General features: G+C 71.4%; 17 protein-coding genes. 5 read left to right on the top strand and 12 right to left on the bottom strand.

Going from position 1 to position 20285, the window contains the following annotated elements; all coding sequences use genetic code 11:
- Nucleotides 1-3 precede the first annotated feature (3 nt).
- The gene (locus ABT342_RS19390) at nucleotides 4-3147 is read right to left on the bottom strand and encodes an alpha-N-acetylglucosaminidase (RefSeq protein ID WP_351574897.1); all 3144 of its coding nucleotides are present in this window, start codon (nucleotides 3145-3147) and stop codon (nucleotides 4-6) included.
- Between the two features lie 103 nt (nucleotides 3148-3250).
- Between ABT342_RS19390 and ABT342_RS19385 the strand changes: the two genes are divergently transcribed.
- Nucleotides 3251-3712: a hypothetical protein gene (locus tag ABT342_RS19385; RefSeq protein WP_351574894.1), complete on the top strand. Its 462-nt coding sequence runs from the start codon at nucleotides 3251-3253 to the stop codon at nucleotides 3710-3712.
- Between the two features lie 40 nt (nucleotides 3713-3752).
- Here ABT342_RS19385 and ABT342_RS19380 read toward each other — a convergent pair whose 3' ends face one another.
- The 4 genes from ABT342_RS19380 to ABT342_RS19365 form a co-directional block, all read right to left on the bottom strand.
- On the bottom strand, nucleotides 3753-5240 hold the full coding sequence (locus tag ABT342_RS19380; RefSeq protein ID WP_351574891.1) for a DUF1996 domain-containing protein: 1488 nt from the start codon (nucleotides 5238-5240) through the stop codon (nucleotides 3753-3755).
- Nucleotides 5241-5351: 111 nt separating this feature from the next.
- Nucleotides 5352-5996, bottom strand: coding sequence for a response regulator transcription factor (locus ABT342_RS19375; protein ID WP_351574888.1), 645 nt, complete (start codon nucleotides 5994-5996; stop codon nucleotides 5352-5354).
- Complete coding sequence (locus ABT342_RS19370; RefSeq protein WP_351574937.1) at nucleotides 5981-7270, bottom strand: sensor histidine kinase; 1290 nt, start codon at nucleotides 7268-7270, stop codon at nucleotides 5981-5983. The genes ABT342_RS19375 and ABT342_RS19370 overlap by 16 nt, the downstream gene beginning before the upstream one ends.
- A gap of 118 nt (nucleotides 7271-7388) precedes the next feature.
- Nucleotides 7389-8381, bottom strand: coding sequence for an NAD-dependent epimerase/dehydratase family protein (locus ABT342_RS19365; protein ID WP_351574885.1), 993 nt, complete (start codon nucleotides 8379-8381; stop codon nucleotides 7389-7391).
- A 225-nt stretch (nucleotides 8382-8606) separates the two neighbouring features.
- On the opposite strand from ABT342_RS19365, the gene ABT342_RS19360 reads away from it, so the two are divergent.
- Both ABT342_RS19360 and ABT342_RS19355 read left to right on the top strand, forming a co-directional pair.
- Complete coding sequence (locus ABT342_RS19360) at nucleotides 8607-9137, top strand: hypothetical protein (RefSeq protein WP_351574882.1); 531 nt, start codon at nucleotides 8607-8609, stop codon at nucleotides 9135-9137.
- Between the two features lie 50 nt (nucleotides 9138-9187).
- A complete protein-coding gene (locus tag ABT342_RS19355; protein WP_351574880.1) occupies nucleotides 9188-10606 on the top strand; it encodes a PepSY-associated TM helix domain-containing protein in 1419 nt (472 codons plus the stop codon).
- Between the two features lie 103 nt (nucleotides 10607-10709).
- On the opposite strand, the gene ABT342_RS19350 is transcribed toward ABT342_RS19355, so the two are convergent.
- The 3 genes from ABT342_RS19350 to glnII form a co-directional block, all read right to left on the bottom strand.
- The gene (locus ABT342_RS19350) at nucleotides 10710-11267 is read right to left on the bottom strand and encodes a winged helix-turn-helix domain-containing protein (protein WP_351574877.1); all 558 of its coding nucleotides are present in this window, start codon (nucleotides 11265-11267) and stop codon (nucleotides 10710-10712) included.
- A gap of 330 nt (nucleotides 11268-11597) precedes the next feature.
- A complete protein-coding gene (locus ABT342_RS19345; protein WP_351574874.1) occupies nucleotides 11598-12512 on the bottom strand; it encodes a DUF6891 domain-containing protein in 915 nt (304 codons plus the stop codon).
- Nucleotides 12513-12658: 146 nt separating this feature from the next.
- The gene (glnII, locus tag ABT342_RS19340; RefSeq protein WP_351574871.1) at nucleotides 12659-13678 is read right to left on the bottom strand and encodes a glutamine synthetase; all 1020 of its coding nucleotides are present in this window, start codon (nucleotides 13676-13678) and stop codon (nucleotides 12659-12661) included.
- A 239-nt stretch (nucleotides 13679-13917) separates the two neighbouring features.
- Here glnII and ABT342_RS19335 point away from each other — a divergent pair, with 239 nt between their 5' ends.
- Nucleotides 13918-14826, top strand: coding sequence for a Gfo/Idh/MocA family protein (locus ABT342_RS19335; RefSeq protein WP_351574868.1), 909 nt, complete (start codon nucleotides 13918-13920; stop codon nucleotides 14824-14826).
- Between the two features lie 36 nt (nucleotides 14827-14862).
- Here the strand turns inward: ABT342_RS19335 and ABT342_RS19330 are convergent, their stop codons facing one another.
- Nucleotides 14863-15534, bottom strand: coding sequence for an SCO2207 family protein (locus ABT342_RS19330; protein WP_351574866.1), 672 nt, complete (start codon nucleotides 15532-15534; stop codon nucleotides 14863-14865).
- A gap of 148 nt (nucleotides 15535-15682) precedes the next feature.
- The gene (locus ABT342_RS19325) at nucleotides 15683-16042 is read right to left on the bottom strand and encodes an arsenate reductase family protein (RefSeq protein ID WP_351574863.1); all 360 of its coding nucleotides are present in this window, start codon (nucleotides 16040-16042) and stop codon (nucleotides 15683-15685) included.
- Nucleotides 16043-16194: 152 nt separating this feature from the next.
- Here ABT342_RS19325 and ABT342_RS19320 point away from each other — a divergent pair, with 152 nt between their 5' ends.
- Nucleotides 16195-16515 carry a hypothetical protein gene (locus tag ABT342_RS19320; RefSeq protein ID WP_351574861.1) on the top strand — a complete coding sequence of 107 codons (321 nt, stop codon included), beginning with the start codon at nucleotides 16195-16197 and terminating at the stop codon, nucleotides 16513-16515.
- 24 nt (nucleotides 16516-16539) lie between these two features.
- On the opposite strand, the gene ABT342_RS19315 is transcribed toward ABT342_RS19320, so the two are convergent.
- Entirely contained in the window at nucleotides 16540-17883 is a 1344-nt protein-coding gene (locus ABT342_RS19315; protein WP_351574858.1) for a DUF1254 domain-containing protein, read from the bottom strand.
- A gap of 168 nt (nucleotides 17884-18051) precedes the next feature.
- Entirely contained in the window at nucleotides 18052-19977 is a 1926-nt protein-coding gene (locus ABT342_RS19310; RefSeq protein ID WP_351574855.1) for an ABC transporter ATP-binding protein, read from the bottom strand.
- Nucleotides 19978-20285 lie beyond the last annotated feature (308 nt).

Below are 20285 nucleotides of genomic sequence, written 5' to 3'. Positions count from 1 at the left end.
TTTCTACCGTTTCGCCACCAAACCGTAGCCGCTGAACTCCACCGTGCCCCGCGCCCCGCTGCCCCCGTGCGCCGCCGTCATGAACAGCCCCGCGTCCTGCGCGGGCGCGGCGCCGGGCACCGTGACCGTGGCGACCGTGCGCCACGTCGTGCCCTCGTCCGTGGAGAGCGAGCCGGTGAAGGCGGACCCCGACCGGCTCAGCCGCAGCAGGACCGGCGCCCTCACCCCCGTCACGCGCCGGTACGTGTCGAGCGTGCCGTCGCCGTCGCCGTCGTACGAGAGCGCCACCCCGTTCGCCGGTGTGACCGCGAGGTTGAGGAACCCGGGGGAGCCCTGCGTGGCCAGGCTGTTGCGTACGACGATGCCCGCCCGTGCCCACGGGCCGGTCTCCGCCTGGGTGTCCACCCGGACCGTCAGGGCCGCGCCGTCCACCAGCTCGCCCGGCCGGAAGACCGCGCCGAACTGGCTGGTCGTCCGCCACAGGTCCGCGCCGCCGCCGTTGATCGCGAAGCGCCCGTCCAGCCGCCCGAACACCGCCTCGTTGCTCGTGAACGTGCGCCACCCGGCGCCCAGCGGCCCCGCCACGTACAGGGCCCCTCGCTGGACGACGCCGACCGGCTCCTCGCCCTGGGGACCGTAGGAGGCGGTCAGTTCGTACGGGAGGGGTTCGAGCGGTGCCGTGAGCGGGCCGGGCGGGGCCTGCACCCGCCAGCCGACGCTCGCCGAGCCCGCCGCCGGGACGGGCGGCAGCGAGCGCGTCGGCAACTCCCCGAGACCGGTGACGGTGATGTCGACGGGGCCGGTGCCGCGCAGCCCGTTCACATTGCGGAAGGCGGCCGTGACCTCGGCGCCGCCGCCGGGCGCCAGTACGGCGGGCTCGGCCGTGACGGTGACCGTGCCCTGGTAGGGCGCGCGGGACAGCACCTCGTACACCCGGCGGGCCGTCCGGTACGGGTCGTGTCGAGGCCGCAGCGGATACGCGTCACGCTTCCGGGTCCACGGCTCTTCGAGGGCGTACCAGTCGAACGTCCTCGGCGGGCGCCCCTCGGCCAGTGCGTCCTCCAGCTCGTCCAGGAACGCCTGCCACTGGGGCAGATGCACGTCCCCGATGAGGCCCTGCCAGTCCCGGTTGGCGTAGTTGGCGAGCCGGCCGGCGTCCGCCGTGGGCCGGTCCGCCCAGGTGGTGACGAGGACACGGGCGGTGCGCTCCAGCTGCTCCCGCTCGGCGTCCGAGCCGGCCATCCGCTTCGCGTCGTCCAGCCAGGGACCGAGCAGGAACGCACGATGGGACCCGGCCATCTCCTCGCTCAGCCGCATCAGCTTCAGCCACAGCCGGGAAAGGGCACGGAATGCCTCCAGGTCGCCGCGGGTGTGGGCCGACAGGAGGTGCGGGAGCAGCTGCCAGGAGCGGTTGGCGAGGGCCTGGCGGCCGAGGTCGGTCAGGTCGTGGCGGTAGGCGTCGCTGCGGCGCGGCGACTCGCGCACGCCGAGCAGCGCCGCGAAGGCCCGGTCGAGGACGCCGGGGTGGTAGGCGGGGGTGTGGGTGGCGTAGTACGTGCCCGACGCGGCGGTCAGCGACGGGCGGGCGGCGAAGATCGAGTCGTGCGGGCGGCCGTCGCGGCTGCTGATCCGGTACACGGAGTCCCGCAGCGCGGCGAAGGCCTCGCGTGCGCCGTCGTCCCGGCCGCCGTAGCGCAGATCGGCGTACGACGCGAACCACTCGTCGCGGTCGATCGCCTCCTCGCGCCAGGCCAGTTCGGAGAACAGCTCCAGCGCCGCGGGGTCGCGCTCGGCGGCCTCGGGCATGTAGGCGGTGCCGGCGAGGGCGGAGCCGGGCCGGTCGCGCCATACCGTGAACCGTTCGGTCCAGGTGTGGGTCTTGGCGCCGAGGGTGGTCCGTCCGCCGAAGTTCGGGATCGTGCCGAACGCGTACGGCGCCCCGCCCCAGTCCTTCTCGCGGTTCGTGACGGAGTCCAGATCGGAGAGCCCGTCCACGACGAGCAGCCGCTCCTTGTCGAGGGCGTCGAGCAGCTCGCGGCGCGGGTTGGCCTGCCAGCCGAGAATCAGCCACAGGGCGTCGGGGCGCGCGGTGCTCAGGGCGCGCTCGACGGCGCGGGCCGCCTCGGGGACGGGCACGTCGCCCGCCGAGCCGCCCTCGTGGAGCAGGTCCATCTTGAAGTGCCGGATGTCGCCGAAAAGTTCCCGCTGGTGGCGGTAGAACGCGGCGGCCACCTGCTGGAAGGTCTCGGTGCGCGGGTCGAGCCAGTCGGGCCGCCTGAGTCCGGACCAGGTGCCCTGGGGGATCGTGCGGGCGCCGGGGTTGCGGGCGGCGAAGCCGTCGGGGACGGTGCCGAAATAGCCGGGCAGGACGGGCGACATGCCGAGCTCGCGCATCCTGGCCGCGATCCGCCGGCCCAGTTCGGCGCGGCGTGCGAGCAGCTCGGGGCTGATCGGGCCGCCGTACGCGCTCATGTTCTGCAGCAGCCACCAGGGCTGGTGGGAGGGCGCGGGCAGCCAGGCGCGGGCCTCGGTATCCGAGTAGCCGAAGTCCATCAGGAGCCGGTGGTAGACGGCCTCCTGGCCGGCGGTGACCAGGACCTCGTTGCAGCCGTGCAGGGCGAGGACGTCGATCAGCCGCTCCCAGCGGGGCCAGTCGGCGTACGGGGCGGTGTAGCCGTCGTGGGTGTCGTTGAAGGCGAACCGGTGCGGGACGGTGGCCGATCGCTCCAGGGGCGCGCCGGGGGCGGGCAGCCGGTGGGGGAGGTCCAGCTGGGTGCCGGACCAGGAGATGTGGGCCGCGCACACGTACTTGAGGTACCAGTGGACTCCGGTGAGCAGCGCTGCCGGGGTGGTGCCCGCGACCTCGATACGGCCGGTGGTGCCCGACACCCTGAACCGGTCCGGGCCGCCGATGGCGGCGGGGAGTGCGGTGAGCCGGAACTGGGCGGCGTGGTGGGGGAGCAGCCGGTGCAGCGCGCTGCGGGCCGGAGCCGTATCCGTACTCTCGCTGCGCGACCCTCCCGACGCGGGGGAGGCGAACGAAGGGGAGGCGAACGGAGGGGAGGCGGACGCGGGGGAGGCGAACGCCGCACCCGCCCCGATGGCTCCCGCGGTGCCCAGCAGCGAACGTCTCGACAGCTCGGACATGGGCGCTCCTCCATGTTGCGTGAGAGACAACAGGTGCGTGCGGAAGCGCACGTTACCCGGCGTTCGCCAGCGCGCCCGGGTGCCGAGCGGGCACGATGGCCGGATGCGTACGGAACGAGCGCGAACCACCCTCATAGCCCTGTCCGCCCTCGCCTTGGCGGCCACCCTCACCGCCTGCGGCGCGGACGACGAAAAGGCCCCCGACGTGCCGGAGACGGCGACGGGGACCCTGGAACAACTGGCGGCGAAGGCCGACTGCGAGCCGAACATCCAGACGGACGCGAAAGAACTGCGCCAGGCCAATTGCGCGACGGGCGACGGCACGTACGTGCTGGCCACCTTCGCCACCGACCGCGGCCAGCGCGAGTGGATCAACGAGGCCAATGACTACGGCGGCTCGTATCTCGTCGGCAGGAAGTGGGTCGCGGTCGGCGAGGCGAAGGTGGTGACAGCGCTGCGCGGCCGGCTCGGCGGGACCGTGGAGACCGGCACCTCGCATGACCAGCACTCGGGGAGTAGTGCCGGCGGTGGGGGGAACGAGGGGTCGCACTCCGGCCATCACTGAGCAGGCCGCGCAGGTAGAGGGGCGGGCGTGGGTGCCGGGGTCAGCGGCACTTACGCCCGTCGTTGATGCAGTTCACCACCTTGTTCATCAGCCTCTGGTCGAAGACGTTGATGAAGTCGCCGTGGTCGGTGATCGGCTTGTGGAGCTGCTCCGGGAAGGAGTCGACCGCGAAGCCGGGGCCGGGCGGGACGTCGTAGACGATGCGCTGCACCAACTGGGGAATGGCCCGGAAACCCTGCTGGCAGCGGCCGTTCTCATCCGCGAAGGCGACATGGGTGCGGTGATTCGCGCTGTCGGTGTTCTGGCCGTCCCAGCAGCTCTGGAATTTGAATGTGCGTACCACCTGACTGCCCTCGGGGCAGATCGGGTACTTGTCCTTCAGCTGACGGTCCTCGAATCCCGTGCAGCTCCAGGACGCGTTCGCGTTGGCGTCACCGTTGGTGAATGCCTTGGCGTCACCGGTGATGATGCGGAGAAAGCGCGGCATGGCCGTGACTTTGCCGACCGGACTTCCGACAAAATTCAGTGTGACCTGGGAAGGCGTCTGGATCTCTCCGACGTTCTGGTCCTTTCCGCCGCCGTCGGCCTGGGCGTCGTTCTCGTTCTGGCCGTTCTGCAGGCGCAGGACCGGCCAGTAATAAGTCGACTTGTCGCCCTGATTGCGGCAGGTGGTGGCGCCGCCGGCGAGATCGTCGTCGCTGGCGAACGCGTCATTGGCCTGGTTGCCGACGTAATCGTGCATATGGTGTGCGCCATTGCTCACGCCCGGCGCGACGATGACATTGTCCGGATTGAACTTTCCGTTCTCGTTCCGTCCGCAGTCGGTGGTGAAGGTGCCCCGGGAGGCGCCCCGGCGCTGGCGCGGATTGGCGACGTTCGGCTGGACGCTCTGGATGTCGACGAAGTCGGACTCCTCCGGCCCGTTCCCGGCCTGGCCGCCGTTGCCCTGGTCACCGCCTTGATCACCGCCTTGATCACCACCCTGGTCCTGGCCGCCGTCCTGGCCGTCGCCGTTCCCGTTGTCGCCGCCGCCGTCGCCGTTTCCGTCGTTGTTGTTGTCGTCGGCGCGCAGCGTGCACGGAGCCATCTGCTCCAGACCCTGGGGCTTGTCCGCCTCGCGCTCGATCAGGGCGACGATCCGCTGGATGATCACCAGTCGTTCATTCTTCAATGGCGCCAGAATCTGCTGTTCGGCAAAGGCGGGATCGTTCTCGATCCGCTCCTTGTTCTCGGCGAACCGCTGATAGGCGGTGGTGATCTGGGTGTCCAGCGTGGCGAGTTCACGGTCGACCGCGCCACGCACCCCCTGGGGGACTTCCGGAAGTTCGTTTCCGACATCGGGGCAGTCGATCGTGGACACCGACTGTCCGGCGGCCTGGGTCCGGTCGGGGGGCTGGGTGTTCCAGCCCTCTCCTGCGGATGCGTAGAAATTGACCGCTACCAGCCCACCCCCGCCCAGAATGAGGGCAGCCGAGGCGGCGATCGCCCGGTTTGCCAGCGTTGAGCGTTTTCGTGTCGTGCGTCCCATGGAACTCCAATCCCGGGGAGGGGAGTAGCGCGCCGTTCCATACGGACGGGGTGTCCGGCCCGTTCAGGCGGGTTCGGAATTCGTAGAAATCTCCATTCGTAAATCGGACGATTAGCGGTCGAGATATGCCAGCACGGCCAGCACCCGCCGGTTGTCGTCCTCCGACGGCGGCAGCCCCAGCTTCGCGAAGATGTTCGACGTGTGCTTGGCCACCGCCCGCTCCGTGACGGCGAGTCGCTCGGCGATCGCGGCATTGGACCTGCCCTGCGCCATCAGCTCCAGCACCTCCGTCTCCCGCGGTGTCAGACCGCGCAGCGGCTCGTCCCGTGCCTGCCGGACCAGCAGTTGCGCGATCACCTGCTGATCCATCGCCGTACCGCCCCTGGCCACCTGACGCACCGCGTCGACGAACTGCTCCGCCTCGAACACCCGGTCCTTGAGGAGATAGCCCACCCCGCCCTTGCCGTCCGCCAGCAGCTCGCGGGCGTACAACTGCTCCACATGCTGGGAGAGGACCAGCACCGGCAGCCCCGGGCGCGCCCGGCGCGCCGCGAGCGCGCACTGCAGGCCCTCGTCCGTGTGGGACGGCGGCAGACGGACATCGACGATGGCGACATCCGGCTCCAACTCGGCGAGCGCCTTGCTCAGTTCCGGACCGCTCTCGACGGCGGCGGCGATCTCGAAGTCGAACGCCTCGAGCAGGCGCACCAGGCCGTCGCGCAGCAGGAAGAGATCTTCGGCTAGGACAACGCGCAAGGAATCTCCATCGTCACCATGGTGGGACCGCCCACTGGACTGCTGACGGCCAGGACGCCGTCGAATGTACCGAGTCGGCGCTCCACGCCGATCAACCCGGACCCGCCGCCCATGCGCGCCCCGCCCCCGCCGTTGTCGGTCACGGCGATCCGCAGCATCCGCTCGGAACCGGCGTACGACATGTCGACCCAGATCCGGTCGGCACCCGAGTGCTTCACCGCGTTGGTGAGGGCCTCGCTCACCGCGAAGTACGCGGCGGACTCGACCGGGGCGTCCGCCCGGCCGGGCAGCTCCACCTCCACCTCGACCGGCACCGGCAGCCGCAGTGCCAGAGCCCTCACCGCGTCGCCGAGACCGCGCTCCGCGAGCACCGGCGGATGGATGCCGCGCACCAGGTCGCGCAGCTCGGCCAGCGCCTCGGCGGAGGACTGCCGGGCCGCGGCGACCAGCTGCTTCGCCTTGGCCGGATCCTTCTCGATGAGCGCCTCGATGGTGCTGAGGCTCATCCCCATCGCCACCAGCCGGGCCTGGGCCCCGTCGTGCAGATCCCGCTCGATACGCCGCAGTTCGGCGGCCGACGTGTCGAGGGCGTCGGAGCGGGTCTCCACGAGCCGGTCGATCCGCTGCTCCAGCTCGGTCGGGTGGCGCGGCACGAGGGTCGCCCGGGTGAGCCGGAAGTGGGCGGTGACCAGATACCGGTTGACGAACAGCCCGAGCGTGATCCACGCGGCGCCGAGCAGCCCGGCCAGAAAGGCGTTGAACCAGCTGCTGAGCGGGATGAACGCGTACCAGAAACCGCCGTCCACGCTGCGGACCGGGATCCACAGGCCCGCCGCCAGAAGGAGGCCGAAGATCCCGTCGAGCAGCATCGAGGGCGCGAGCACCGCGATGATCCCGCCGGCCGTCATGTCGGTCAGCAGCCACAGCAGATCCCGCCAGGTCGCCCGGTCCTTCAACAGGAAGAAGCAGAGCTCGACCTGGCCGACGACCCCGGTCCTCAGCTCCTTCGGCCAGGGCGCGTACGTCGACGGTATGCGCTCCCGCGCCCACTTGGCGGCCAGCAACCGGCGATGGCCCACATGCCTGCGCACCATCGCCAGCACATGAGGTGTGGTGAACACCCCCACCCCGATGGGGATGAGCGCGATGGACACCATCGCCACGACAAAGGCCGCGATGGATCCGATCCACGCGGTCAGAGCCAGCGCGAGCCCTTGCGCGCCGGCCACCACGGCGTCCCGTGCCCTGGAGGATGTCCCCCTGGCCGCGTCCATCATCAGCCCCCCGTGTTCCGTCCCGCTGTGATCTTGCCTTCCCAGTGTGACGGCTGCCGAAGGCCAGGGCACTGGGCCTGGCACCCGTTTCCGGGGGTGTACCTGGCACCACCCCTCATCAGGGCAGCAGCGCGGCCTCCTGTTCCTCGGACAGCCCCACGGGGGCCCGTGCCGTGCCCGGCGTCAGAGGCCTGTTGAGAGACCGCAGCCAGGACCAGGTGTCCGCGACCGTCTCGGCCACCGGGCGGCAGCGCAGACCGGCGGCCAGCGCCTTCGACACGTCCGCGCGGTGCATCGCGTCGTACGTCTCGCCGCGCGGGATCCAGATCGGCAGGTCCGTCCACGGCGCAACGCCCGCGGCGGCGATCGTCTCCGCGTCCAGTGGGCGCAGCCGCACGTCCGCCCCGGTCGCCCGGACGCATTCCGCCAGCAGTTCGCCCATGGTCGCGTGCCCGGTCGGGCTCACCAGGTTGTACGGGCCCGAAAGTCCCTGCTCCGATGCGTCGACGACCCACTCGGCCAGGTCCCGTACGTCGATGAACTGGAGCGGGAGATCACGCGGGCCGGGCGCCGGTACCGCACCACCCCTGGCCACCCGGTACAGCCACCACGGCAGCCGCCCCACGTTCTCCCACGGGCCGAGGATCAGACCGGCCCGCACCAGCAGCGAACGGTCCTCGCCGAAGGCCTCCACCGCCGCCAGCTCCCCGCCCCGCTTGTCGCGCGCGTAGTCGGTGGCCCCGGCATCCGCCGCCGCGCTCTCCACCAGCGGCCCGTCCTCGGCCAGCCCCGCGGCCGGGGGCCAGGCGTAGACCGAGCGGCTGGAGACGTACACGTACCGCCACGCCCGGTCGGCGAGCAGCCGGGCCGCGTCGCGTACGGCGTACGGCGCGTTCGACCACGTGTCGACGACGACGTCCCAGTCGCCCTCCGCCTCGGCGAGCGCCTTGAGCCCGCCCGGCTCGGTGCGGTCGCCGTGCAGCACGCTCACACCCTCGGGGGCCTCGTGGCGCCCCCGGTGAAACACCGTCACCTGCCAGTCGCGGGCGAGCGCCGCATCCACCACGGCCCGCCCCACGAACTCCGTCCCGCCCAGAATCAGAAGTCTCATGCGCCCGACTCTGCCCTGCGCGGGGCCGTGACCACCGAAGCTTCGCTACCGGAGGAACGGTCGCATCACCCCGTCTATCGGTCACGGTGGCCGGGATGGCACCATGACCAGGCTATGACGGATGCCCGGTCGCCGATGCGCGCACTGCGAGCCGCACTTTTCGCGGCGGTGTGTACGGCATTGGCCGCTGTAGGGCATTCATCCCTGTCTGGGCACGACCTGCCGGTGAGCGTGCTGCTCCTGGCACTCGCGGTGAGCGGGGGCGCGGCCTGGCTCGCGGGTACGCGACGCCGGGGCGCGTTCGCCATCGGAACGGGGCTCCTGGCCGTCCAGGGCGCACTTCACTTGATGTTCGCCGGCTCCGACTCCCGCACCGCCTCCCCGCACAGCGCCCACGCCGCACACACCATGAGCGGCGCGGATCCCATGGCGGCCGAAGCCATGACGGGTGCCGCGGACACGTCCGCCTCCGCGGGCATGCTCGCCGCACACCTCATCGGCGCGGCCGTGTGCGCACTCTGGCTCGCACACGGCGAGGCCGCCTTCTTCCGGCTGGCCCGCACGATCGGCACCCTGGCGTTCGCCCCCGTACGCCTGCTGCTCGCGGTCGTCCGCGTCCCGCGGCTCCCGTCCGCCGTGCGTCCGCGTCCCCGCACCCGCCGCCTCCACGGCGTCGTACTCGCGCACACCCTCTCGCGGCGCGGCCCGCCCCTGATCCTCGTCCCCCGTGCCACGGCCCCCGGAGCGAACGTCTGACCCGGGGACCGCCTTCCCCATGTCAACGCGCACCAAATCCGAGGACAGCCATGGCCATTGACGACTCCGTGAAGCCGGACGAACCGGCGACCGGCGACAGATCCACCACCCCCACTTCCACGTGGAGCGCGCTGCGCCCGCTCGTGCTGCGCATCCACTTCTACGCGGGCGTCCTCGTCGCCCCGTTCCTCCTCGTGGCCGCCATCAGCGGACTGCTCTACGCCCTGTCCTTCCAGGCCGAGAAGATCATCTACAGCCATGAGCTGACCACCGCGACCGGCGAGCGCACCGTCCCGCTCGCCACCCAGGTGAAGGCTGCCCGTGAGGCTCACCCCGAGGGCACGGTGACCGCCGTGTGGCCGTCCTCCGAGGACGGCGCGACCACCCGGGTCCTCATGAGCAGCCCCGATGTCGAGGAGGGCTCGTCCCTCGCCGTCTTCGTCGACCCGTACACCGCGGAGATACGTGGCGCGCTGCCCGACTCCGGCGGCGCTCTCCCGCTGCGCGCCTGGCTCAGCGAGCTCCACGCGGACCTGCACCTGGGCGATCTCGGACGCAACTACAGCGAACTCGCGGCCAGCTGGCTCTGGGTGGTCGCCCTCGGGGGCCTGCTGCTGTGGATCGGCCGCAAGCGGGCGTCGAAGCGCGATCTGCTGCTGCCCGAGCGCGCGGCCAAGGGCCGCCGCAAGACCCTGTCCTGGCACGGCTCGGTCGGTCTGTGGGCGGTGGCCGGACTCGTCGCGCTGTCGGCGACCGGCCTCACCTGGTCGAAGTACGCGGGCGAGAACATCGACGTGCTCCAGACCCGGCTCGGCGGTGCGACGCCTGCCGTCTCGGCCACCATCGACGGCAGCGCCGGCGGTGGCGGTGGCGAGCACGCGGGGCACGGCGGCGGCCATGACAGCGCCGCCCACCAGGGACCGGACATCGGCATCGACAAGGCGGTCGAGGCCGCCGCGGCCAAGGGCGTCGGCGGCGAGATCTCCGTCATCCTGCCCGCCGACGGCAACGGCTACGTCGTCAAGGAGACCGACAAGCAGTTCCCGGTCCATCTCGACTCGGTCGCGGTCGACCCGGCCGACGGCAAGGTCATCGACGAGCTCAGGTTCGCCGACTACCCGCTGCTCGCCAAGCTGACCCGGGTCGGTATCGACGCCCACATGGGCAGGTTCCTCGGTCTGCCCAACCAGCTCGCCCTGGCCGCGCTCGCCCTCGCGCTGATCATGCTGATCGTCTGGGGCTACCGGATGTGGTGGCTGCGCCGCCCGACGAAGGACCGCCGGCTGAGCATGGGCCGTCCGATGCCACGCGGCGCCTGGCGCAAGGTGCCGGTCACGGCGCTGCTGCCGCTCGCCGCGGGGACCGCGCTGGTGGGCTGGTTCATCCCCATGCTCGGGATCAGCCTGCTGGTGTTCCTGGCGGCCGACGTCGTACTGGGTCTGGTCGCCCGGGCGCGGGCGAAGGCCTGACGTGGTGAGGGGCCGGCGCAGGCGCGACCGGCCCCCTTACCTCTGGGTCCTGTCCGGCCCATCTTGCCGGGCTCGGCCTGATCGACCGGACAGGCCCTAGCCGTCAGGGCGTGTACTTGTAGCCGACCCGCCGCACGGTCTGGATCGTGTGGCGGTGCTCGGCGCCCAGCTTGCGGCGCAGCCGGGCCACGTGGACGTCGACGGTCCGGCCGTCGCCGACATGCCCGTAACCCCACACCGTCGTCACCAGCTGATCGCGGGTGTGGACCCGGTTCGGATGCGCCACCAGATGCGAGAGCAGCTCGAACTCGAGGTACGTGAGGTCGAGCGCGTGGCCGTCGACGAAGGCGGTGCGCTGCGTGCTGTCGATCGACACCGGCCCCTCGACGCCGTCGGAGTCCGCTGCGGCATCGGGGACGAGCCGGGGCTGCTGATCGGCCGGTACGAGGACCAGGTAGCCGACCATCGGAGGCCGGCCCGGCAGGGTGGGCAGGGTGTGCTGGGGCGCGGGCAGCCAGGTGGCACCCGGCGGCAGGAAGTCGGCGACGTTCACCACCTCGTCGGGGTCGACGGCCCGGAGTCGGTGCCGGCCCTCCCTGATGTGCGTGGCAGCGGCACTGGTGGCGGTGGCGGCGGTGGAGACGGTACGGGTGTTCACCATGAGAGGTCAGCTCTTTCGCGCGAAGGAGTACGGACGGACGTACGTCGTGCGCGGCGGCCGAAGGCCTGATACCTGAACGTGGACCTGGACAGGTGGCTTTAGAGGGCCGACGCGTTCCTCGCGCGGCAACACACCCGGTCGAAGTCGTGGTGCTGACGGGACGGCCAGAACGGTTCGAGGTCGATGCGACCCGTCACGTTGCTCAGAAGGCTGTCCATGACCCCATTCAAGCAGACGAGGGAGAGCGGCCGCACATCCCTCTCACTGGACGGACGTTCCTTGGCGCGAACTTGACGTCCCCCCTTCCCCTTCCGCCCACTTGGCCCCCTCTCAGCCCACCAGCCGCTTCCGCCAGTCCAGCGGCGTCACGTCGATCCCCCGATCCGGGTCACCGTCCCACTCCACACCCAGACCCACCTCCGCGAGCGCCGCCACAATTTCCTTCCCGACAGCCGCCGTCGTCTCCCGGGAGCCGTCGAAGCCGCCGTACAGCAGCGTCAGTCCATGGCCCGCCGCCGCCGAATCCGTGCACTGCGTGTGGAAGTAGACGAAGCCGCGCGCGTCGGACGGCCCTTCGGCCCCGATCTCCGCGGTGCCGCACGTACGACAGCAGGTGAAGTGCTCCCGGGCGGTGATCCCCGCCGCCTGAAGAGCGTCGAAGGCACGGGTGAGCCGCTCCGGGTCCGTCTCGCCCTCCCAGCCCTCCTGCTCGGCGACCCGCTCCAGCCACATCCGGTCCACGAGCTGCTCGGCCTGCTCGCGGGACACCGGACGGTGGTCCCCGCTGACGAGGTAGTCCTCGGCCGTCTCGGCCAGCTCCGCCCGCGCGGCGTACCCGCCGACGAGCAACTCCCGCACCCGCTCCTCGATCTCCTCGCGATCGTCTTCGTCGAGCTCCGGCACGGGCTCCGGGGCGGGCCCCATGTCCAGCAGCTCCCACGCGAGACCGGCGTCCCAGCCGTCCTCCCGCCGTGCCCAGCCCCGCATCGCCGCCACGACGGTGGCGGCGTCATCGGCCCGGATCTGGAAGTGTCGGTCCCGCGCGCCGTCGCGGTGCTCCAGCGTGTAGTCCCCGCCCTCCTCGTGCCACACCTGGATGAAGACGTCGGGCAGGTCCGGTATCCGCTGGACCACGAGGAACTTGTCGCCCTGGTCGCCGATCCGGTGCACCAGCTCGTCGAGCAGCTCCGCCGTCGGCCGGACGTGACGCTGCCAGTTCTCGGTCTTCACTGTGATCGCAAGCATGGGCATCACGATGACAGACGCCACTGACAGCGAGCCCACCCGCAGCCGGCCTACCGCCAACGGGCCTACCGGCAGCGGGCCCAGCGACAGCGAAGGGGGCGCCCGCCGCGACCGGCGAGCGCCCCCAACAGGCGAGTGGCGGAGGATCAGACCTGGCCGGCCTTCTCCAGCGCGCTGCAGCAGGTGTCCACCAGCAGGCGGGTCACCACGTACGGGTCGACGTTGGCGTTCGGACGGCGGTCCTCGATGTAGCCCTTGCCGTCCTGCTCGACCTGCCACGGGATACGGACCGAGGCGCCGCGGTCCGAGACGCCGTAGCTGTACTCGTTCCACGGGGCGGTCTCGTGCAGACCGGTCAGCCGGTCGTCGATGCCCGCGCCGTAGTTCTTGACGTGGTCCATCGGCTTGGAGCCCTCGCCGAGCGACTCGCACGCGGTGATGATCGCGTCGTAACCCTCGCGCATCGCCTTCGTGGAGAAGTTGGTGTGCGCGCCCGCGCCGTTCCAGTCGCCCTTCACCGGCTTCGGGTCCAGCGTCGCGGAGATCTCGAAGTCCTCGGCGGTGCGGTAGAGCAGCCAGCGGGCCACCCACAGCTGGTCGGAGACCTCCAGCGGGGCGAGCGGGCCGACCTGGAACTCCCACTGGCCGGGCATGACCTCGGCGTTGATGCCGGAGATGTCCAGACCCGCCTTGAGGCAGTTCTCCAGGTGCGCCTCGACGACGTCACGGCCGAAGATCTCGTCCGCGCCGACACCGCAGTAGTAGCCGCCCTGCGCGGCCGGGAAGCCGCCCTCGGGGAAGCCCAGCGGACGCGAACCCTTGAAGAAGGTGTACTCCTGCTCGATGCCGAAGATCGGCTCCTGAGCGGCGAACTTCCCGGCGACCTCGGCGAGCGCGGCACGCGTGTTGGACTCGTGCGGCGTCATGTCCGTGTTCAGGACCTCGCACAGCACGAGCACGTCGTCGCCGCCGCGGATCGGGTCCGGGCAGGTGAAGACCGGCTTCAGGACGCGGTCCGAGGCGTGACCCTTGGCCTGGTTCGTGCTGGATCCGTCGAAGCCCCAGAGGGGCAGCTCCGCGCCGTCGGCCAGGATCTTCGTCTTCGAACGAAGCTTGGCCGTCGGCTCGGTGCCGTCGATCCAGATGTACTCAGCCTTGAAGGTCACGGGTGTCATCCTTTGCGGTGCAGCGGGGTATGGCCGCAGCTTCGCAACACGGGATTTCCCGCCGGTTGCCCGATTGTGAACCCCGTGTTACCTGGGTTTACGCCCCGGTATACCGGGGGTGAGTCCGCTCACGCCGAAGCCATCGACGTCGTATACGGGCATACGCCGCGCCGCGTGCGAAACGCACTCGTCACCGCGTGTTCCGCCACCGGATCCGTCCGGCGTGCACACTGGCCCGCATGACGAAGCAGACGCGGATACGTATCGGGCTTCTCGGAACCGGCCCCTGGGCACGGCGCACACAGGCCCCGGCCCTCGCCGCGCACCACGGGATCGAATTCAGCGGGGTGTGGGGGCGGCGCCCCGAGGCGGCCGCCGAGCTCGCCGCCGTCCACGGAGTCACGGCGTACGAGGACGTGGACGCCCTCATCGACGCGAGCGACGCCGTCGCGATCGCCCTGCCGCCGGACGTCCAGGCGCCACTGGCCGCACGCGCGGCCGCCGCGGGCCGTCACGTGCTGCTGGACAAGCCGGTGGCGACGACCGTGGAGGCAGCGCGGGACGTGGTGTCGGCGGCGGAGCGCACGGGCGTGGCGTCGATCGTCTTCTGCACGCTGCGCTTCGCCGAGGGCACGGCGCCGTGGATCGCCGAGCAGGCCGCGGCCGGCGACTGGTTCATGGCCAGGGCGGACTGGCTGGGCTCGCTCTTCGCACCCGGTCCATCCGGTCCCGGCTCGGTGAGCCCGTACGCGGCCTCGCCGTGGCGGCGCGAGAAGGGCGGGCTGTGGGACGTGGGCCCGCACGTCCTGTCCGTACTGCTGCCGGTCCTCGGCGAGGTCACCGAGCTGACGGCGCTGCGCGGCCGGGCCGACACCGTCCATCTCGCGCTGCGGCACACCTCGGGCGCGTCGAGCACGGCGACGGTGGGCCTGAGCGCGCCGCCGGAGGCGTCCGCCGTGGGCCTCGAACTCTTCGGCGAGCGGGGGCGGGCGGCGCTGCCGGCGTGGGGTGACGCGGTCGGCTCGTTCCGGGCGGCGGTGGACGCGCTGCTGGAGTCGGCGCGTACGGGGGAGGCGCACGCCTGCGACGTACGGTTCGGGCTGCGGATCACCGAGCTTCTGGCGGAGGCGCAGGGGCGGCTGTCCTGACCGCCGCTCCCGCGCCTCCCTCCCTCACGTTCCGGCTCAGCCGACCCGCTCGATCCGTGCCTTGCGGATCAGGAACTTGCCGGGCTCGCGGACCTGCTCGAACGCGGCGTTGTTGAGCAGGGCGCAGCTGCCCGAGACCGAAGTGACCTCGACGGTGGTCGACTTGTCGTTGTCGAGGTTCGTCACCTTCAGCTTCGTCCCGGCCGGGAACTGGTTGCTGGAGGCGGCGGGGGCACCGCCCTCACCGGACAGCGTCACGGTCGATCCGGCACACACCACCTCACCGACGGCGCCGCCGCCGCCGGCGGGCGGCTGTTCGGCGGCCGGGGGCTGCTCCTGGGCGGGGGGCTCGGCCGGGGGCTGCTCCTGGGCCGGCGGCGCGGGCGGTGCTGCCTGACCGCCTCCGTCCGCGCCCCCGCCCTCCGCACTGCCTTCCCCGGCCTGGCAGCCGGACGCGGCCTGCTTGCGCTTGATCTCCTCGATCACGGCCTGCCGGTTGGCGATCCGCGCCTGCGACTGGGCGTCCGGGTTCGCCCGTTGCCCGGCGATGAAGCTCTCGTTGTTGCGGATCGCCTGGGCGAGTCCGTCGCAGGCCACCGACGCCTGGCTCGTCCCGGTCATCACCACCGCCGTACCGCCGACGAGCGCGACGGCACCGACGAGCAGGGCGAGCTTCTTCTTACCGCTGAGGGTCTTCTTGCGTGACACGTAAGGCTCCTGTCCCCGGCCGTGAACGGCGGCCGGATGGGTTCCGTGTGCCGTTACGTACGAGTAGCCCGCGGCCCGTGCTCAACCGCCCCAGGGGTCACTTCCTTATCTAAGGCTTAAGTTTTCGTGCACCCCGCTCGTCCCCCGGTCAGCGGCCGAGCGCGTCCCGTACCGCCTCGTCCGTCCGGGCCACCAGCGCCGTGCCGTCGTCAGCGGTGATGATCGGCCGCTGGATCAGCTTCGGGTGCTCCGCGAGCGCCGCGATCCACCGGTCGCGCGAGCCGGCCTCGCGCGGCCACTCCTTCAGACCCAGCTCCTTGGCCGCGGCCTCCGTGGTCCGCGTGATGTCCCACGGTTCGAGGCCGAGCCGTTCGAGCACCTCGCGGATCTCGTCCTGCGTGGGTACGTCCTCCAGGTAGCGCCGCACGGTGTACGAGGCGCCCTCCGCGTCCAGCAGGCTCAGCGCACTGCGGCATTTCGAACAGGCGGGATTGATCCAGATCTCCATGCCCGTCACGGTACCCCCGCCCTCCCCATGCGCCCGTCGGACGCCACTTCGAACACCACTCGGAGCGCGTCTGGCCAGGGCCGATTGTCAGTGCTGGGCAGTAAAATCGAACTAGTTCGTGAGGGTCCAACCACCGCGCCAGGAGGTCGCCGATGGCCGTCGCCGCAGTCACGACGAAGCCCAGTCCGAGGCACAAGAATCCGACGCACGGGAAACTGACGCACAGCAATCCGACGCACAGCAAACTGACCAAGCAGCCACTGCCCGCCGGCCTGCCGCGCGAGTGGTACGAGTCCCACAACCGCCGCCTCAAGGCCATGCGCCTCGCCATCGCCCTGCTCGACACGGGCGTCTACCACCCCGCGAACGCGAGCAACCGCCGGATACGCACCACGGCCGAGCGCATCGGCATCCACCCGCCGTCCGACACCACGTGCCGCATGGTGCGTGAGCTGATCCACTACGCCGACTGACGTCGGGTCTCCGGCGTCCGGCCGTCACCCGCGGCGCGGCTCGATCGGCGGCAGCCGGTAACTCCCCTCCAGAACGGCATCCTTGGGGGAGTAGAGCCGCACCACCGGCCGGAAGTCCCCGGGCGGGGCGGGCAGCCAGTTCGCCGCCTCGCCCGGTCCCTCCGGCCGGTCCTGCTGGATGCGGAGGGTCAGCGAGCCGTCGTCGGCGTACACGAGCCCGGGTGTGCGGCTGCCGATCGAGTACCGCCCGAGGGCGTTGGAGACCAGGTAGTGATCCGGGGTGTCGTACATGGTCACCGACCAGAACGCGTCGACCGGCGGCGGCTGTTCGAAGCGCAGCGTGTACGCCTTCGAGCCGTTCAGCCGCTCGCCCTCGGAGTCGGTGGCCACATGGGCGTGCACGGCCTCGTAACCGTGGCTCCGCCACAGCGCGGTGCGCGCCGACACGGCCCGTACGAGGTACGACTCCTCGCGGTCCGCGATCTTCCACTGCGGGGAGTCGAGCGTGCCGACCCCGAAGTGGTCCAGGTTGTAGTCGCAGGCGTGCGGGGCGATCAGCCACTCCCCGTTCGCGCCGACTTCGGCGGGCGGCCGGGCGGCCTCCTCGACCCGGGCCCTGCCCTCGGTGAATCCGTCCTTCAGCGCCCTGGTCAGCTCGGGACCGGCCGCGCGGTAGGGCGAAGGCCCCTCCTCCAGCAGCCCGAGCGGCTGGAACCGCTCCTGGTAGGCGGCATCGGGGGCCGAGGGCGGGAAGTCACCCAGCCACACCCGCAGCTTCTCGAAGAACCCGAGCGTCTCCGGAACGCCCGGCTCCGGCGTCGGCAGCCCCGTCGGATGCACGGCGCCGTCGAGGCTCTCCACCGTCAGCCGCTCCTGCAGCCCGGCGACCCTCGGCAGGTCCTCGGGCCCGTCGCACCCCCACCGCCCGATGACCGTCACGACGGCGGTCGGCGCGTCGATGATTCCCCGCACCCCCGCCGGCTCGGTCCCGGCCCAGCCGGGCGGCACGATCAGCCAGCTGCCCTCCGCGGTGCCGGTCGCCCGGGTGCCGACGTAGGCGAAGTTGTTGGTCCACGCGTCCATGAACTGCAGCACGTAGTACGCCCCGCCGGCGTCCGGCACATGAACCACCAGCGGTCCGCCGGACAGATCGAGCTGCGCGACCGAGTACACGGTGTCGTTGTTGGCCGACACGAAGGTGTCATGGTGGTCGGCGAGCTCACGCGCGTGCCCGAACGCGTTGAACGGCGTCGGCGGCAGCGCCCCGACGCCCTTGCGCACGAACGCTCCCGCCATCGTCAGCTCGTACACCAGCGGATAGCCGTACACATACGCCTCGGAGGCGAGCGCACTCGTCACATCGGCCATGACCAGCCCTTCGAGCCATTCGATAGGGGCGATTGATCCGCATCCGGAGTCTAGATCGCGTACACCGGCCCCGCATCGCGTAAGCCCGCCCCGCATCGCGTACACCGGCCCCGCATCGCGTAAGCCCGCCCCGCATCGCGTGCGGGACGGGCGTACGGCCGTCGGTCGCTACGCGCTCTCGGTACGGGGCGCCGGGATGCCCCGGTCGTTCTGGAGCTCCCACAGCTCCCGGAAGAGCCCCGGGGCCGCCACCAGTTCGGTGAACGTGCCCTGCTGGATGACGCGGCCCTGGTCGAGGACGACGATGCGGTCCGCGACGGCGACGTTCGCGAGGCGGTGGGTCACCAGGACGACCGCGCGGTCCCCGGCGAGTTCCCGCAGACCGGTGAAGATCCGGTGCTCCGCACGGGGGTCCAGCGCGCTGGTCGGCTCGTCCATGACGAGCAGCCCGGCGGGACGGTGGAAGGCGCGGGCGATGGCGATGCGCTGCCACTGCCCGCCGGAGAGCTCCACCCCGCCGAACCATTCCCGGGCGAGCAGCGTGTCGAGGCCGCTGCGCAGCCGGGCCACGACCTCGTCCGCGCCGGAGTGCTCGGCGGCGCGGGCCACGGACTCGTCGCCGCCGTGGGGCTGGCCGAGGGTGATGTTCTCGCGGGCGGTCATCGGCCAGTGGGCGAAGTCCTGCGGTACGACGGCGGTGTGTGCCCACAGGGCGTGCGCGTCGAGCTCTCGGGTGTCCTGGCCGTCCCAGGTCACACAGCCCTCGGTGGGCAGGTAGAGGCCGGAGAGGAGTTTGCTGAGCGTGGTCTTGCCCGATCCGTTCTCGCCGACCAGGGCCAGCACCTCGCCGCGGCGCACCTCAAGGCTGACCTTCTCCAGGGCCGGGGTCTCGGAGGCCGGATAGGTGAAGGTGAGGGCGTCGGTCCTGACGGTCGCCGGGGGCGCGGGCAGGAGAGCCCCGCGCTTGATGCGGTGGCCGCCGGCCTCCTGGGTGAACTCGACCCAGTCGTCGAAGTACAGGCCCGTCCGGAACAGCCGGGTTCCGTATCCGACGATGCCCTGGAGCGACGTACCGACGGTGCGCAGGGCGAAGACGGCGGTGCCGGCCGACGCCACCGACATCCGCCCGGTAGCGAGCAGCAACCCGAGCGACACCCACAGCAGCACCGACGCGATCCCCCCGGTGAAGGCACCGACGACGGCGTACCGCGCGCCCCGGTGCACGGCCCGGTCGGTCGCGGCGTCGACCCGTGCCCCGATGGAGCGGTAGCGCCCGAGCATGAAGCCGGCCATGGTGCCGGAGCGGATCTGGTCGGCGTAGTTCTTGTCGGCGATGTACCAGCGAAGATGCCCGAGCGTACGGCGCTCGGACGCCATGGCGCGGCTCGTCTCGTAGTGCACGCGGGCGCCCTTCATGCTGGCGATTCCCTGCGGCAGTACCGCGAGTGCGAGCAGCGGCAGCAGCAGCGGGTGCAGCACGGTGATCACCCCGGCCGCCGCGAGGACCGACGCCACGCACGCCATGACCTGCTGGGACTCGGTGATCAGATCCTGCGCGACCTCGGCGCCGCGGTCCGCGTTCTCCCACTTGTCGTTGAAGCCGGGGTGGTCGTAGGCCACCAGCTCGGTGTGGACGGCGGCGTCGAGCATCTCCAGCTCGGCCTCACGGGAGATCCTGGGGGACAGCCGCCCGGAGATGTTGACGATGGCGATGGCGAGCAGCGCGCGCAGTCCGGCCGCCGCCGCCAGCAGGGTGATGGCGGGGAGCGCGGCGACCAGCCGGTCCTGGATGTCTCCGGAGGAGATGAGCGCCGTGATCGTGTTCGTCGTGGCGATCAGCCCGAAGGCCTCGAGGCCTGCGGACAGCGCCTGGCAGGTCAGCAGCGCCACCACGGCCCGCCGGTCGATCCGCCAGGCGAGCGCGAGTGCTCTGCGTACGAGCTGGGGCAGCCGTCGGGCCATCGCCCAGGTGGTGACGGGCCGCCGTTCGAGCGCGGCGGTGCGGGAGGAGCGGTACCGGAATTCCTCGGTGGGCTTGCCGGTGGGTTTGTCAGCGGGTTCGTCGGTGCGTTTCTCGGTGTCCTCGGCAGTCAACTCGGCCCCTTCCGGACGCTGTTCAGGCAGGTCAGCGTGCCGGGTCGAGTGTCTGTACGTGCCGTGAACCGGGCTACACCACTCGATCGTGTCCAGCTGCGAAGGGCGCCTTCAGGACATCGTGCCGTGGTCGGGGACGCCGGGGACCGCTGGGCTGTCCCGGGTGACGGGCTCGCCCGTACGGACCGACCTGGGGAGCCCGCGGCACGAGATCATGGTCGGCTCATCTCAGTGTCCGCAGCCCGACGGCTCGCGCCGGGGCTGATCGCGGGCGCGGATCGGAGGGCACCGCAGGGGTGCCTCCTGGT

Origin of the sequence: Streptomyces sp. NPDC000410 (assembly GCF_040300305.1) — a bacterium.
GTDB lineage: Bacteria > Actinomycetota > Actinomycetes > Streptomycetales > Streptomycetaceae > Streptomyces.
Note: the sequence above shows the minus strand (reverse complement) of the source record. Positions and strands in the feature narration are given on the sequence as shown.